The 14,640-nt window shown below is 65.8% G+C and carries 12 protein-coding genes; 3 read left to right on the top strand and 9 right to left on the bottom strand.

Features of this window, described 5'->3' with window-relative positions; all coding sequences use genetic code 11:
• The first annotated feature begins 51 nt into the window (after nucleotides 1-51).
• Nucleotides 52-768 (top strand): GntR family transcriptional regulator, encoded by a 717-nt coding sequence (locus tag ACM9HJ_RS03145; RefSeq protein ID WP_416570223.1) that lies wholly within the window; start codon nucleotides 52-54, stop codon nucleotides 766-768.
• Between the two features lie 2 nt (nucleotides 769-770).
• Here ACM9HJ_RS03145 and ACM9HJ_RS03140 read toward each other — a convergent pair whose 3' ends face one another.
• Genes ACM9HJ_RS03140 through ACM9HJ_RS03130 form a run of 3 tightly spaced genes read right to left on the bottom strand, consistent with a single transcriptional unit; the run spans nucleotide 771 to nucleotide 2,527 of the window.
• Entirely contained in the window at nucleotides 771-1,553 is a 783-nt protein-coding gene (locus ACM9HJ_RS03140; protein WP_416570222.1) for an enoyl-CoA hydratase/isomerase family protein, read from the bottom strand.
• Between the two features lie 7 nt (nucleotides 1,554-1,560).
• On the bottom strand, nucleotides 1,561-2,355 hold the full coding sequence (locus ACM9HJ_RS03135) for a GntR family transcriptional regulator (protein WP_416570221.1): 795 nt from the start codon (nucleotides 2,353-2,355) through the stop codon (nucleotides 1,561-1,563).
• 40 nt (nucleotides 2,356-2,395) lie between these two features.
• On the bottom strand, nucleotides 2,396-2,527 hold the full coding sequence (locus tag ACM9HJ_RS03130) for a hypothetical protein (protein ID WP_416570220.1): 132 nt from the start codon (nucleotides 2,525-2,527) through the stop codon (nucleotides 2,396-2,398).
• Between the two features lie 367 nt (nucleotides 2,528-2,894).
• On the opposite strand from ACM9HJ_RS03130, the gene ACM9HJ_RS03125 reads away from it, so the two are divergent.
• Nucleotides 2,895-4,133, top strand: a complete 1,239-nt coding sequence (locus tag ACM9HJ_RS03125; protein ID WP_416570219.1) for an MFS transporter — start codon at nucleotides 2,895-2,897, stop codon at nucleotides 4,131-4,133.
• 191 nt (nucleotides 4,134-4,324) lie between these two features.
• Here ACM9HJ_RS03125 and ACM9HJ_RS03120 read toward each other — a convergent pair whose 3' ends face one another.
• The 6 genes from ACM9HJ_RS03120 to ACM9HJ_RS03095 form a co-directional block, all read right to left on the bottom strand.
• Complete coding sequence (locus ACM9HJ_RS03120) at nucleotides 4,325-7,828, bottom strand: ABC transporter permease/M1 family aminopeptidase (protein ID WP_416570218.1); 3,504 nt, start codon at nucleotides 7,826-7,828, stop codon at nucleotides 4,325-4,327.
• A gap of 4 nt (nucleotides 7,829-7,832) precedes the next feature.
• Nucleotides 7,833-8,705: an ABC transporter ATP-binding protein gene (locus ACM9HJ_RS03115; protein WP_416570217.1), complete on the bottom strand. Its 873-nt coding sequence runs from the start codon at nucleotides 8,703-8,705 to the stop codon at nucleotides 7,833-7,835.
• Between the two features lie 21 nt (nucleotides 8,706-8,726).
• Complete coding sequence (locus ACM9HJ_RS03110; protein WP_416570216.1) at nucleotides 8,727-9,431, bottom strand: hypothetical protein; 705 nt, start codon at nucleotides 9,429-9,431, stop codon at nucleotides 8,727-8,729.
• Complete coding sequence (locus tag ACM9HJ_RS03105; RefSeq protein ID WP_416570215.1) at nucleotides 9,428-10,330, bottom strand: ATP-binding cassette domain-containing protein; 903 nt, start codon at nucleotides 10,328-10,330, stop codon at nucleotides 9,428-9,430. Before ACM9HJ_RS03105 ends, ACM9HJ_RS03110 begins: the two co-directional genes overlap by 4 nt.
• Nucleotides 10,327-10,722 carry a GntR family transcriptional regulator gene (locus ACM9HJ_RS03100; protein ID WP_416570214.1) on the bottom strand — a complete coding sequence of 132 codons (396 nt, stop codon included), beginning with the start codon at nucleotides 10,720-10,722 and terminating at the stop codon, nucleotides 10,327-10,329. The genes ACM9HJ_RS03105 and ACM9HJ_RS03100 overlap by 4 nt, the downstream gene beginning before the upstream one ends.
• 89 nt (nucleotides 10,723-10,811) lie before the next feature.
• Complete coding sequence (locus tag ACM9HJ_RS03095; RefSeq protein ID WP_416570213.1) at nucleotides 10,812-11,768, bottom strand: alpha/beta fold hydrolase; 957 nt, start codon at nucleotides 11,766-11,768, stop codon at nucleotides 10,812-10,814.
• A 228-nt stretch (nucleotides 11,769-11,996) separates the two neighbouring features.
• Here ACM9HJ_RS03095 and ACM9HJ_RS03090 point away from each other — a divergent pair, with 228 nt between their 5' ends.
• Nucleotides 11,997-14,630, top strand: coding sequence for a TonB-dependent receptor domain-containing protein (locus ACM9HJ_RS03090; RefSeq protein ID WP_416570212.1), 2,634 nt, complete (start codon nucleotides 11,997-11,999; stop codon nucleotides 14,628-14,630).
• Nucleotides 14,631-14,640 lie beyond the last annotated feature (10 nt).

Genomic DNA, 14,640 nt, shown 5'->3' with positions numbered 1-14,640 from the left:
TTGGCGCATGGCCTTGATCGTTGAACGACCAGTCGATCAGGGAAATGCGCCTTGGCTGCCGCCCCCCTTTATCAGCAGATCGCGCAGTTGCTGCGGGCGGCCATCGCCAGCGGCACCTACAAGGTGGGTGACCTGCTGCCGACGGAGCAGGAACTGTGCGCCATCCACAACATTTCCCGCCACACGGCCCGTGACGCGCTGCGCCTGCTGACGGAAGCGGGGCTGGTGGCGCGCCGGCGGCGGGCGGGTACGGTGGTGACGGCGCCGACCGAACCGGCCCTGTTCGTGCAGCCCCTGGGCGGATTTCAGGACCTTCTGCAATATGCGCGTGATGCCCGGCTGACCATCCTGGCCTATGAGCCGGCGCCGCCCGACGGCATGGTCCTGGGGATGGGGCTGGATCCGGCCGGCTGGCTGGAACTGCGTGGGCAGCGATGGGATGGCACCACCATTGTCGGCATCACCCGCGTGCTGATCCGCCGCGACTGCGCCCCCACAAGGGCGGAGATCGAGGCCCACCGCACCATCGCCGACGCGATCGAGGCGCTGTTCGGCATTTCCGCGATCCGCATCGACCAGCAGATCAAGGCCATGATCCTGGACGCGTTCCTGGCCCCCCTGGCGGGGTGCGAGCCGGGTACGGCGGCCTTGCGCACGCGTCGTACCTATCACGATGCCAAGGGCGAGCTGTTCTTGGCCAGCGAGAGCGCCCATCCCGCCGACCGGTTTGTCTATTCGATGAGCTTCAATCGGGAGCGCAGCGAGTAGCCTTATCCGAAGGTGAAGTTCGCCGGGCGCTTCTGGCGGAAGGCATCGCGCCCCTCGATAAAATCCTCGCCTTCGATCGCGTCCAGGAATTCCGCCACCGTTTCCGGCGTGTCGGTGACCTGTCCGCCCAGGACGCGGTTGATCATGCGCTTGGTGGCGCGGGCGGAATATTGGCTGGCTTGGGTGATCTGGCCGGCATAGGCCAGCGCGGCCGCTTCCACCGCATCCGGTGCCGCCACCCGGTTGACCAGCCCCATGACAAGCGCCTCGTCCGCACCCAGCAGCCGGCCGGTGAACAGCAGGTCCTTGGCGTGGCTGGGGCCGACGGCCTGGACCAGGCGCTTGGTGTCACCCAGCGGATAGACCAGGCCCAGCTTGCCCGGCGTGATGCCCATGCGGGCATCGCTTGCCGCGAACCGCAGGTCGCAGGCAAGCGCCAGGCCCAACCCGCCGCCGACACAGGCGCCCTGGATCAGGGCGATGGTCGGCTTCACGAAATCGGCCAGGCCATCCATGGCCCCGGCGATGGCCCCGGCATAAGCGGCCGTGCTGTCGCGGGTGGCATAGGCCGCCTCGAATTCGGAAATGTCGGCCCCGGCGGCGAAGGTGCCGCCCTCTCCCTGTACCACCAGCACGCGGATGGCGGGATCGGCGGCCGCTTCGGCCAGACGCACGGGCACCAGTTCCCACATCTCCCGCGACAGGGCGTTGCGCTTGGCGGGCTGGTTCAGGATCAGGCGGCCGATACCGTCGGCATCGCGGCGCAGGATGACCTTGTCGGACATGTCGGGATTATCCTTCGGTGCGCCAGTTGCTGGCGCCCTTGCGGTTGGAACGCATATGGTATTTGAACCGGTCGGGCCGGTAATGGGCATGGATCAGCTGTACCGCCCGGCCGGCCTTGTCCCGCATCACCCGCTCGATCCGCAGCAAAGGCGAGCCGGAACCCAGGTCCAGGGCCACCGCGATATGCGGTTCGGCGGCCACCGCGGTGATCCATTGTTCCGCCTCGTACGGGACGACACCGGCGCGTTCCAGCAGCACCAGCATGGGCACGCTTTCCAGATCATCGCGCCCGATGCGCGCGGCGATGTCGGCCGGCATATACTGGATCAGATAGCTGAACGGCTCCCCCGCCAGTTTGCGCAGGCGCACGGCACGTTGCACCGGCGCGCCCGGCTCCAGGTCCAGCAGTGCCGCCACGGCGGGCGGGGCCGGCAGGTCGGACAGTTCCAGTACCTGCACCTGGGTTTCCAGCCCCAGGGTCTTCAGGCTGTCGATCAGATTGTCGAAGCTGCCATGGACCTGCGGCAGCGCAGCGGACGCGGTGACCACGGTGCCGCGCCCGCGATGGCGGCTGACCAGATCATGGGCCGCCAGTTCATTCAGCGCCCGCTTCACCGTGATGCGCGACACGTCGAACAGGCGCGACAGTTCCTGTTCCCCCGGCATCACGCTGTCGGCCGGGAATTCCCCGCTGCGAATCTTCTCCCGCAGCACCAGATAGATCTGGTGATAGAGCGGGGTGGGGGCGGTGGGGTCCAACTGCTCCGGGCTCAGTCCTGCTTGGCTCAAGGGGCGGTCCATGGAACTCCGTCCGGAAGGCGGGGTGATGATGCTCTCCGTCTTATCGGCAACTCAGCGCCGCCACAAGGTCGGCCGGCGTGACGGCCCTCGCTTCGGCCCGATCCAGCACACCCTTCAGACTGTCACCCAGGGCCTTCACCCGATAGGGCAGGCTGCTGACATAGGGGCGCACTGTCAGGGTTCAGCCATACCCGCTTGTAATTCAAGCGCATCACCAATCCAAACCGGAAAGGGCCGGATTATCCTGCTTAGTTTTTATCTCATTCATCCCTTTTTCATCCCATTCATCCCAATGAAAGTTCCAGTTTTTTAGAAGCCGTCCACTGCATGGTCACCGCCCTGTACCTTGCTTCGGGCCGACATCTCCCGCCCTTAGCATGCGGGCCGTGGAACTGTGCGATCTGGAATAGGCCTCCCTCTCTGTCCGCCGAGTGGACGGAGAATTGAAACTTTCCGCATCGCCCGCTTTCCCGTTTGCCGGTCGCCACTCACGTTGTGATAATGACCTATCATTATATCATTTTGACCCGGGGGCGCAGATGTCGGTCGATCGGTCGGAGTTCAGGCAGGGATGGAAGGTGGTCGCCGCCTCCGCGCTGGGGATCGGGACGGGGCTGTCGCCCATTCCCTTCTACACGACGGGCGTGTTCGTGGCGCCGCTGACGGCGGAATTCGGCTGGGGTGTGGACCAGATCATGCTGGCCCTGGTGATCATGACCCTGGGCGCCATGGTCATGGGGCCGCTGGCCGGCATGGCCGCCGACCGGTTCGGTGTGCGCCGGGTGGTGCTGATCTCCGTGGCCCTGTTCGGGGTGACGCTGGCCGGGTTCGCGCTATCCAACGGGTCGCTGACCCTGTTCTACATCAACTGGATGCTGCTGGCCGCACTCGGTTCCGGCACCTTGCCCATCACCTGGACGCGGGCGGTCAATAACTGGTTCAACACCCATCGCGGGCTGGCCCTGGGCCTGTCGCTGCTGGGCACGGGCCTGTTCGGGGCGGCCGCCAAGCTTTACGCCAATTTCCTGATCGGGGAGGTGGGCTGGCGCCTGGCCTATGTCGGGCTGGCGCTGCTGCCCCTGTTGCTGTCGCTGCCCACCGCCTTTTTCCTGTTCCGCGATGTCACGGACAAGGGTGTGACGGAAGCGCCGGCCCGTCAGGCGCATCGCGGCTTCACCCTGCGTCAGGCGTTGGGCACCTACCGGTTCTGGGTGCTGGCCATCGCCTTCGTGCCCATCTCGTTTGCCGTAGGCGGACCCATTCCCAACCTGGAAAAAATCCTGGGCACCAAGGGCATGGATGTGCAGCAGGCCGTGCAGATCGCCAGCCTGATCGGCCCCTCGGTCATTGCCGGGCGGTTGCTGGGCGGCTGGCTGATCGACCGGTTCTGGGCGCCGGGCGTGGCGTTCGTGCTGCTGGCATTGCCGGCCGGTGCCTGTCTGCTGCTGACCGGCGACGGGGTGACGCCCGCATCCTCCATGGGGGCCGTGCTGCTGATCGGCTTCGCGGCGGGCGTGGAATATGACATCCTGGCCTTCCTGGTCAGCCGCTATTACGGCATGCGGGCCTATGGCGCCATCTACGGCACCATGTACGGGTTTTTCGCGCTGGGGGCGGGCTTCGGTCCCTTCATCTTCGGCCGCATCTTCGTCAATACCGGCAGCTATGATCTGGGCCTGATCTATGGATCGGCGGCCCTACTGGCCGGGGCGGCGCTGCTGCTGACCATGGGGCGTTATCCCAGCCCCGACAGCCTGCCCGAGGATGATGCCGCATGAGCGCACGGGAACGACGGCCCTGAAGGGCCTGGCCAATGCGCTGGCGCCACCTCCGCCAATCCGATCATGTCGGCATATTTGGCGTTGAGGGCGAACAGGTTCACCTCATGCACACAAGCCCGACCACCCTGCTGGTCTTCGATACCTGGGGCGGGGCAACGGCGCGTCCGGCGCTGCCTCCCACCCATTCGTCACAGGTCCCGCGCATTGTCGGACGGGTTGCGGTCGAGCATCATGCCGTCGGGGTCGACCGCGATGCGGCCGGGGCGTGCCTTGACCTGCAGCCTGATCACCTGTTCGCCGGTGGTCAGCCAATGCTTGCCCGTGAGCAAGGGTCGGGCATCCTTGTCATAGACCGTGATGTCGAAGGGTGCGTGCAGGGGCGCATCGGTTTCCAGCCCCTCGTCATCCGCATGGATCTTGCGTCCCGCCACATTGATCGTCACCTCGTAACCTTCGGCCACCCTGTGGCTTTCGGCTGCGGTCACTGCGATGTCGTAGAAGGTTGTCTTCTCGAACAGGTCGGTGATCAGCGGCTGGTAGTCGGGACCAGCGGCGGCCCGCAGTTCGGCGACCAGTTCCCGCGTCGTCGGGAAGGGTGGCGGGCGGTTGCCGTATTTGGCCAGGAAGCCGCGCAGGGCGCCGTTCACGGCTGCCGCCCCGATGACATCGTGCAGCGTGTAGAGCGCCAGGCTGGCCTTGCCATAGGCGTCCAGGGTGGATTGCGCCCGGATCACGGGCCGGGCCAGCGGCACCACGCGGCTATAGGCGTCCAGATACTGGTCGCGCGTGACGGCGACATAGGGCAGGGCGGCCTCGCGTCCCTGCATATGTTCGATCAGCATGAAGGAGGCAAAGGTGGCCAGCCCTTCATTGATGACCTGCTGACCTTCGAGGCGGGGGCTGCGGACCTGCCCACCCCACCACATATGGGCAAGCTCATGGGCGGTGACGATGTCGGTCTGGCCGGGCTGGAAGGCCAGGGTGAAGCCGGCGGCCTCGTTGTAGGAGACGGCACCCGCCATGGCATGGACACGGGTGGAATAGCGCGGATATTCGAATATCTTGAAATTATCCAGGAAGTAGGGGGCGTATTCCCGGCTGTAATAGTCCAGGCCGTGCTTCATCGTGTCCATGATGGTGCGGGCCGATGCACCATGCCCCCGGTCATGGAACAGTTCCAGCGTCACCCCATCCACGACCTCGCGCATCACCTGGTATCGGGCCGAGGCGAAGGCCAGATAGAGGGGGAAAGTACCCTCGTACCGGAAATAGCGGCGGCCGCCAGCGGCCCATTCCCCTGTCAGCCTGCCCGACGTCAGTGCCGTCTGATCCCCGGACGTGCCCAGCACGGCGCGGAAACGGACGGGCGCGAACGGGTCCGTCAGGTCGTTGCGGACCGCCGGATCATCAAGCGCGGGCAGCGGCCGCGCCGGTGGCAGGCCCTGGCGGCGGCGGGCATCGGGGTCGTCAAGCGCGCGCCCGGCCCGGTATCCCGGCATCGGCAGGATATCCCCGCCTTCGATATTGCTGCCATTCCCGGCGATGGCATTGTCGGAGGCCGCGTTGGTGAAGCCGTCGTTGCGCCAGGAGAAATGCCATCTGCCGGCAACCGTGGCACTGGCGGCAAGGGGGGCGGCTAACCGATAGCGCCGGACGCCCAGTATCTGGTCGCTTTCGACCAGTTGCGCGCCGTCCAATTCCAGCAACTCCACCCTCAGTGCCGGGTTGAGGGTGAAGAACAGGTCGGATACCGGTTCCGCCGACCGGTTCTGGAGATGCAATGTTCCCCGGCTTTCCACCCTTCGCTCGGCGGGGAAGAAATCCACCGCGACATCCATGGCCGCCACGGCTGGTGACCGCAGGTCGGCATATTGCTGGTACCGGCGCTCATACTCGGCGGCGCGGGCCTCAAGGTCGGCACTGGTCACATAGGCGTTGCGGATGTGGGTGTTGTAAAAGATCCAGCCACCGCTGGCGGCGGTACCCGTCACGGCCAGGATCGCCGCCAGCCGCAGGGGCGGCGTCAGCCGTGCCCTGGCATCGTGGAACGGCGTGCTTTGATGTCCGCGCGGGGCGGCCATCACCGCGACAAGTGCCAGCAACGCCATGATCGCGGTCCAATAGATCATCAGCCAGACATGCCGACCGCTGAAATGCCCGAACCCGTTCATGTCCGAATAGGGCGGGGATGCCAGCCGCGGATTGTAGAGAATGTCCTCCAGCCCCAGGGGGCGCAGGGAAAAGCCCGCCACCACCGTCAGCAGGAACAGCAGCATCCCCAGCCAGCGGTTGGGCACCAGCAGGTGGACCAGCAGCGCCGGCACGATCAGCGCATAATGGTTGAAGCCATAGATGAACAGGCCGCGCAGATAGAGGCCCGGTTCCAGATCATCGAACCCCTGCGCCAGTTGCAGCACCATGAAGGTGCCGATCGCCAGGGCCAGCAGGGCGGTGACCATCAGGACCAGGGCCGCCAGCTGGGCGAATACCGGGTTGAAGCTGCGCACGGGTGAGGCGTCGATGATGTCCGCGACCCGGGCCTGGCGTGCGCGATGCGTCAACGCGCCGGCATAATAGGCGATGGCCAGGATCATCTGCAGGGCCAGGCCGACATCCAACACCCCGACCAGACGGCTGGTCAAAGGTAACTGGGGCGTGTTGTAGGCGAAGGCGGCGCGTGTTTCGAACGCATCGACGCAGCCCGCGATGACCAGCAGCGCCACCGCATGGAAAGGGGCCGACCACCAGATCGCGCGCATATCCATGCGCAGCTGCGACAGGAACTGCGACCAGGTTCCGGCGGCATCGAAACGCCGGACGATGGGTAGCCCTTGCATCGCCGGTGGCGCCATGCGCCGGGGAATGACGGCCCGCCGGCGGTGCCGCCCGTCCAGCTGGAAGCGGAAACGCCAAACCGCCGCTGCCAGGACGCTCCCGGCCAGAGCCAGCCATAGCAGCCGGTTCAGCCAGAAATCATCCCCCGGAAGCCGGGTGACCAGTTCCTGTCGCGACCAGAAGCGGGTGACATCCATGACGGAAACGGCACCGAACGGATCGATCAGCCCCAGCCACCCCCCGCCCTGTCCAAGATGGGGCATGGCCATGACCGGGATCAGCGGCAGGGCCAGGGCCACGCAATAGGCGGCCGCGATCGACCGCGCGGCCAAGGCCGCCGCACAGGCCAGCGCGCCGGTGATCAGCATGTTGGGAATGGCGATGGCGAATAGCGCGTAAAGGAACGGGGCGGCGGAGAAGGGCAGGAGGTGCATGGTATCCACACCCGGCAACGCCAGGCCGGCCAGCGCACCCGACAGGCCCGCCAGGACCGTGAGCAGCGCCAGCGCCATGCCGCCCGCGAAGCGGCCGCAGGCATAGGTGGCGGGATGGATGGGCTTTGTATGGAAAAGCGGTGCGGTCCGGCGCTCGCCATCCCGCGTCACGGCACCTGCGACCAGGGCGATGGAAGGAAAGGCGGAGAACAAGCTCAGGATCAGCGCGTTCTGGATGATGGAAAGCGCCGAATTATATTCCAGACCGGCCGCATCCTTCGCCGCCCCTAGGCCGATATCGATCCCCCATTTACGGGCCGCGCAGAAATGGATGAAGGCGGTGATGACGACCAGGGCCGCGAACAGGGCGGAGCGTGCCTGGACCCGTGCTTCGAAGCGGAAGGTTTCAAGAAAGGCGCGCATGGGCCTACTCCGCCTGGATGTCGATGCCATGGTCGATCAGCGTCTGGAAATAGACATCCTCCAATGTCGGCACCGCCGCGGTGAAGCCCGGCGGCGACTGTTCGGCCAGGATGCGCATCTCCGTCCGTCCGGCCAGCCGGCGCGTGGAGATGATCTGCGGAGGTGCTGCCACCGCACCCTTGTCGACCATGCCGCTCCACAGACGCCCCTGGAGTTCCGCCGCCAGGTCGTGCGGATCGCCCTGTTTCAGGATGCGGCCGGCGGCCATGATGGCGACGCGGGGGCAGAGGGCCGCCACATCTTCCACGATATGCGTGGACAGGATGACCACCACATCCTCCCCCACCGCCGACAGCAGGTTCTGGAAGCGGCGGCGTTCGACCGGGTCCAGCCCGGCCGTCGGCTCATCCACGATCAGCAGGTCCGGATCGCCCAGCAGCGCCTGGGCGATGCCGAACCGCTGGCGCATGCCGCCGGAAAAGGTATCGACGCTACGCGTCCGCGCATCCCAGAGATTGGTGCGGACCAGCAATTCATCGACGGCGGCCCGGTTGCCGGCGCCGTGAATGCCCTTCAGGGCGGCGAAATGGCGGAGCATCTCCTGCGCCGATACGCGGGGATAGGTGCCGAATTCCTGGGGCAGATAGCCCAGGCGGCGCTGCAGGGCCATGCGGTCCCTGACAATGTCGATCCCGTCGAACCGGATCGTGCCGGCATCGGCATCCTGCAAGGTGGCGATGGTGCGCATCAGCGTGGACTTGCCGGCGCCGTTGGGGCCTAGCAGGCCGAACAGGCCCTTCGGGATTTCGATGTCGATGCCATCGAGCGCACGCACGCCTCCGGCATAGGTCTTGGTCAGACCCGTGATGCTAAGCATGGGATCGTTCCGTTCTGGGGGTCAGAGTGAGGAGGCGAAGCCTATCTGGACGAGTATCGCCATCAGCGCGGTGCCCCCGAAGGCGACCCGCGCAGCGCGGGTTCGTCGCGGCACATATTGCAGCCAGAGGACCAGGGTGCTTCCCGCGATGGCCAGGATGGCCAGGGTGTGGGTCATGTGCTGGATGGCTTCTTCATCCATGGAATCGGCGGCATGACCCATGAAGGGCAGGGCCACGGACAGGACGACCGCATTGACTGCGGCAGCGCCCAAGAACAGGACGGCGGTGCTGATGAGCCGCGTCGTCAAGGCGGCAGCGGCCATGACCGGCAGTGCCGGAACCAGTGTCATGAAAACAGCTGTGGAGGAAGAAGGCAGTATCATGGCGGGCGGGATATCCATGGCCAGGCCGTGCACGAGCCCGCCCGCCATGGACGGCAGCAACAGGGCAATCAACAGGAAAGCCAGCTTCTCCGCCAACAGGGCCGTGGGCGCAATGGGTCGCGTCAGCCAGTCCAGATGCAGGCTGGACGGCGCGTCGAGGTGGATGACCGCGACGATCAGGATCAGGTTCGCTATTGTTGACAATGTCCCGGCGAGTTGGCCGCTCTCCCCGGGCAGCAAGGCGCGCGCCAGGAACAACGATGTGCAGAGCAGGATGAACGGCCAGAGCAACCGCACATCCTTGATGAAGACGGCACGCATGGCGGTGAATTGACTGTTCATGGCCGTGCCTCCCCACGCTGTACACGCATCAATGTGGCTGTAATCTCCCGCAACGAAAGCGGGCGGATGTCCAGCCCGGCGACCTTGAGGCCGCCTGCCGCCAACTGGTCCCGCAGCGCCGCCTCCGACACGAAGCGACTGTCAGTGAAACCGAATGTGCGGCCGGAAAGGGTGGGGGCCAGCCAGCTTTCCGGCGGGTCGCGTGGCACTTCGCAGGCCGCATCCAACTGGACATGCACATCGCGCATCCGCGTGGCGAGGTCGCCCGTCTCCTCCTGGAACAGCAGCCGTCCGCCATCCATGAAGGCGATGTGGGTGGCGAACCGCTCGATCTCCGCGATCTCATGCGTCGCCATCAGGATGGTGGTGTCGCCGGCACGGTCGACCAGCCCGTCCAGAACCTGATCGCGCACGTCCGGGTCAAGCCCGCCCAGCGGTTCGTCAAGGATCAGCAGCGCTGGGCGGAAGGCCAGTGCGGCGGTCAGTTTCAGCTTCATGCGCGCACCATGGGACAGACGGTCGATCCGCTGTTCCGGAACCAGATCGAACCGGCGGCGCAGTTGGTCTTCCAGTCCCCGGTCCCAGCCATCGTAAAGCGGGCGCAGATAGTCGAAAAAGGCCAACACGGTGAGGCGTGCCGGCAGCATCTGGCTTTCCCCGGCATAGCCGATCCGCTGGAAATCAACCGGTCCCAGGTGTCGGCTGTCACGGCCGAACAGATGCGCGCTGCCCGATGACGGGCGCAGGATATTCAGCAACAGCCGCAGCAGGGTGGTTTTGCCCGCACCATTGGCGCCCAGCAGCACCATCGCGGCACCTTCGGGCAGGCGCAGGTCGACATCGCGGACCACCTGATGCCGGCCGAACCGGTGTGACAGGGAATTCGTCTGCACGATCATCGGCCGACCTCCGTCTTGTCCAATGCCGCCCATCGCTCGGCGATCGCATTCTGCAGCTCCTCCAGCGAAAGGCCGGTGCTCCTGGCGTCGACCACCAGCGGATCGACCTTGTCATCCAGCAGCCGCTGCCGCCCGTCCTTGCCCGGCACGGCGCGGTCGGCGACGATGGTGCCGATGCCGGGATGCACCTCCAGCCAGCCGTCGCGGATCAGCGCCTGCACCGCCTTGTGCGCGGTGTTGGGATGGATGCGCAGGTCGGCCGCCAGGGCACGTACCGACGGGAAGGCGTCCCCCGGCCTGATCTGGCCGCTGACAAACGCCCGGGTCGCGGCGAACACGACCTGATCGACGATGGGCTGGCCCGGCTGGAACTGGATCTGGAAAGGTGTCATACGATTAATGTGACACATGTGACACTGGAGTCAACGGCCTGGAATCGGCCCGGCTGGACCACCGGCGACACGACCGGCAGGTCCACTTCTCAGGGGTGGGGGGCGGATATCCCGGCCTGGCATTGGTCCAGCCAGGCGGCGGTGGCGGCGGGTGCGGTCAAGGGCAGCATATGGCCGCCATCGGTCAGGGTGAGGGTGGCGCCGGGTAGCAGCGCCTGTGCCGTCTCGCCATGATGACGCCAGTCCAGCACCCGGTCATCGCGGCCATAGAGGATGGAGATCGGCAGGCGCAGGCCGCCATACCGTGCCTCCAGGTCCGCCATCGCCGCACCGGCGGCCATCAGGTCGGCAGAGGCCGAGCGGAAGGCCACGGGCCGCAACCCCAGCAAGGCGCCGCCCGCCAGGGCGAAATCGGCCGGCACCGGGTCGGGCCCGAAGACCGCACCCAGGACGCGGTCGCGGTGAAGAATGGACATGGGCGTGGCCAGGGTCCAGGAGATCAGCCAGCGCATGGTGGATGACGGGATGATCAATCCCTTGAAGGTGGGGGGCACGCTGTCCTGCGCACGGGTCAGGGGGGCGATGAGGGCCAGGGCCCCGGCGCAGTCCGGATGGTCGAGCGCCAGCGCCAGCGCCACGGCCCCGCCCAGCGAATGGCCAACCACCAGCGGCCGATCCAGGCCCAGCGCCCTGATCAGGCCGGCAATGGCGGCCGCCTGTGCACCGGGGCTGGCATCGGCGTCGTGGGCCCGTGTGGAATGGCCGGAACCCGGCCGGTCCACCAGGATCACGCGGTAACGGTCGGTCAGGTGCGCCAGCAGACCATGGCTGAAATGGCGCATCTGTCCGCCCAGCCCATGGATCATCACCAGGGGCGTTCCGCTGCCGACATCCAGATAATGCAGACGCTGTCCATCCACCTCCAGGAACTTGCCCTGCGCCGGCAGCGCGCGTTCCACCCGCCGCGCCGTCAGGCCGCTGAAGGCGACCAGACCGCCCGTCCAGGCCCCGGCCAGCGCCATGCCCACACCCAGCATCCCGATCATCGCCGATCCCTCCAGTGGCTGTTTCCCAGGGGTTTGCGTACCATTGCCCAACAATATTGACAACGATGTAAATTATTCATTGACCCAATCCACCAACATACATAATGATCAGCAACGAAGGACGACAGGTATCTCAACATACCGGTCCTGACAGGGGTAGGGCCCCTGCGCAAATCAAGAAAGATCCGGCTGCTGCCACCGGGTGGCGCGGCCCCGGGGAGGACATCGATGAGCGGTTTTGATCCGATCTGGCGTCGGACGTGCACCCGCACGGCCCGGCTGACCCTGACTGTTTCCTTTTTGGCGCTGTGCGCGACGACAGCCCATGCCCAGGCGGCCTCCGATGAGGTGCTGCTGGAGGAGATCATCGTCACCGGCACGATGATCCGCAATGTCGGCCCCATCGGCACCAATGCCATCGCCGTGCAGCGCGAGGATGTGGTGGCATCCGGTGCCGCCTCCAGCAACGATCTGCTGGCCCAGATCCCGCAGGTCGGCAATTTCGGCACCGTCCCGCGTGCCGAGGGCAGCTATGGCCTGCCCATCGTGCGGCCCAATATCCGCAATCTGGCGGCGTCCGGCGGGGCCAGCACCCTGGTCCTGCTGAACGGCAACCGGCTGGTGGGGGCCGGCATCCTGCAGACCAGCGTCGATCCCTCCATCATCCCGCCCGACGCCATTGAGCGGGTGGAGGTGATACCCGATGGCGGTTCGTCGATCTACGGGTCCGACGCCATCGGCGGCGTGATCAATTTCATCACCCGGCCGCGTTTCAACGGTGTGGCCGCCAATGCCCGCTATGGAAGGGCGGCCGATTACCAGAGTGCCGAAGCCAACCTGATCGGCGGCAATGATTGGGGATCGGGGTCGGCGTGGCTGTCTTATTCCTATGCCTGGCATGACAATGTCCTGGGCATCGACCGCGATTTCGTCACCGCCGACCTGACGGCGCAGGGTGGCAGCGATTTCCGGGGCACGGCCTGCACGCCGGGCAATATCCTGCTGGGCGGCGTGCCGTTCGCCCTGCCGAACCGCACGGCCGGCTCCGTCAATCGCTGCGACCAGACCGACTATGCCGACCTTTATCCGCGTGAGGAGCGGCACAGCTTCTTCGGCGGGCTGGTGCAGGAGATTACCGACGGCGTGGATTTCTCCGCCACCGGTTACTGGTCGTCGCGCGACACCGTCACCCGCACCTCACAATCGACCCTGAGCGGTACGGTTTCCCTTTTGAACCCGTATTTCCGGCCCATCGGCAATGAGACCTCCCATGACGTGGCGGTCAATTTCGACAGTGTCTTCGGGCCCAGCAATGTCGCCAACGGCTATTTCGAATCCTATGGCGTGACGCCGGAGCTGGATGTCGATCTGGGCGGGGAATGGCAATTGCGGCTGGTCGGCAATCTGGGAAGGTCGAAGAACCGCACCAGGGACGGCCAGATCAACAGCACGCTGGCTACCCAGGCGCTGAACGGCACGAGTACGGCCACGGCGCTGAACCCCTACAACCTTGCCGCCAGCAACCCGGCCTTGCTGGCCCTGATCGATGATTACGAGAATCTGGGCCGTGCCACGCAGCAACTGGCGGAAGTGCGCGCCGTGTTCGACGGGCCGCTGTTCAGCATCCCCGGTGGCGAGGTGCGGGCGGCGGCGGTGGCCGAATACCATTACGACGATATCGACAGCATGATCGGCAGCGGCCCGGCCGGTGCGCCCACCAGCATTTCGCGCGGCAAGGCCGACCGCAATGTGAAGTCGGTATTCGGTGAACTGCATGTGCCGCTGGTCGGCGCGCCCAACCGGGTCGACGGGGTCTATGGGCTGGAACTGTCCGGCTCCGTGCGCCACGATGATTACAGCGATGTCGGCGGCACCACCAATTCCAAGATCGCCATGAATTACCGGCCGGTGAAGGACCTGACAATCAGGGCCAATTACGGCACCTCGTTTCATGCGCCAAGTCTGGCCGATCTGGGCAATTCCGTGGACAGCCGGGTGCAGGTGGTTTTGTTTGCCCCCAACCGCAAGCCGGGCAGCCCCTTCACCGACCTGCTGCGCCCGACCATCGTGCTGGCTGGCGGCAATCAGAACCTGAAGCCGGAAACCGCCGATACCTGGTCGTTGGGTGCCGATTTCCAGCCTGACGGTCTGAAGGGCCTGCGGGTCAGCGCCACCTACTTCAACGTGAAATTCACCGATGCCATCGGTCTGGCGCCCGTCCTGACGCCGCAGATCTATTCCGATCCGAATTTCGCCAGCTATTTCATCCTGAACCCGACCCTGCAGCAGGCCCTGGCGGCGGCGGGCAGCCTGCGCATCGATGGGGTACCCAGCCTGCCGGCCTTGTACGCCTTCTCCTCGCCCTATGTGCTGTTCGACGCGCGGCGCAACAATCTGGGGGCCATCCATACGGACGGCCTGGATTTCGAGGTCGATTACCAGCACCGCACGGATTTCGGCGTGATCAGCGGGAAAGTTTCCGGCACCTATACGCTGAATCGCAAGACCCAGGCGGTGAAGGGTGGCGCCTTCAGCAACGACCTGAAGAACGGCACCGGGCGTCTGGCCCTGGTCGCCAGCCTGGGCGCGCAGGTGGGCGAGGTGACGGGGCGGGTGTCGTGGAACCACCGCGACAGCTATCCGATCCTGGGCGTGCCCAACCAGACCAGCATCGGTGCCTTCAATACTATCGACCTGTTCGCCGCCTATGACCTCTCCGCCCTGGCCGAGGGGGTGTCGGTGACCTTCAATGTCGAGAACCTGTTCGACAAGGACCCGCCCTATTTCAATGCCGTCCCCGGCTACACCAATGGCGGCACGTTGGGGCGGATGGCCTCCGTCGGCCTGCGGGCGAGCTTCTGAGGATGGCGGC

The sequence above is a fragment of the Niveispirillum sp. KHB5.9 genome, assembly GCF_048066115.1.
GTDB lineage: Bacteria > Pseudomonadota > Alphaproteobacteria > Azospirillales > Azospirillaceae > Niveispirillum.
This window is presented reverse-complemented; position numbering and strand designations above follow the sequence as displayed.

What these genes read in the sequence shown, in the direction of transcription:
- ACM9HJ_RS03140 (WP_416570222.1), bottom strand. Translation starts at nt 1,553, where the DNA reads ATGTCCGACAAGGTCATCCTGCGCCGCGATGCCGACGGTATCGGCCGC.
- ACM9HJ_RS03135 (WP_416570221.1), bottom strand. Translation starts at nt 2,355, where the DNA reads ATGGACCGCCCCTTGAGCCAAGCAGGACTGAGCCCGGAGCAGTTGGAC.
- ACM9HJ_RS03125 (WP_416570219.1), top strand. Translation starts at nt 2,895, where the DNA reads ATGTCGGTCGATCGGTCGGAGTTCAGGCAGGGATGGAAGGTGGTCGCC.
- ACM9HJ_RS03120 (WP_416570218.1), bottom strand. Translation starts at nt 7,828, where the DNA reads ATGCGCGCCTTTCTTGAAACCTTCCGCTTCGAAGCACGGGTCCAGGCA.
- ACM9HJ_RS03115 (WP_416570217.1), bottom strand. Translation starts at nt 8,705, where the DNA reads ATGCTTAGCATCACGGGTCTGACCAAGACCTATGCCGGAGGCGTGCGT.
- ACM9HJ_RS03110 (WP_416570216.1), bottom strand. Translation starts at nt 9,431, where the DNA reads ATGAACAGTCAATTCACCGCCATGCGTGCCGTCTTCATCAAGGATGTG.
- ACM9HJ_RS03105 (WP_416570215.1), bottom strand. Translation starts at nt 10,330, where the DNA reads ATGATCGTGCAGACGAATTCCCTGTCACACCGGTTCGGCCGGCATCAG.
- ACM9HJ_RS03100 (WP_416570214.1), bottom strand. Translation starts at nt 10,722, where the DNA reads ATGACACCTTTCCAGATCCAGTTCCAGCCGGGCCAGCCCATCGTCGAT.
- ACM9HJ_RS03095 (WP_416570213.1), bottom strand. Translation starts at nt 11,768, where the DNA reads ATGATCGGGATGCTGGGTGTGGGCATGGCGCTGGCCGGGGCCTGGACG.
- ACM9HJ_RS03090 (WP_416570212.1), top strand. Translation starts at nt 11,997, where the DNA reads ATGAGCGGTTTTGATCCGATCTGGCGTCGGACGTGCACCCGCACGGCC.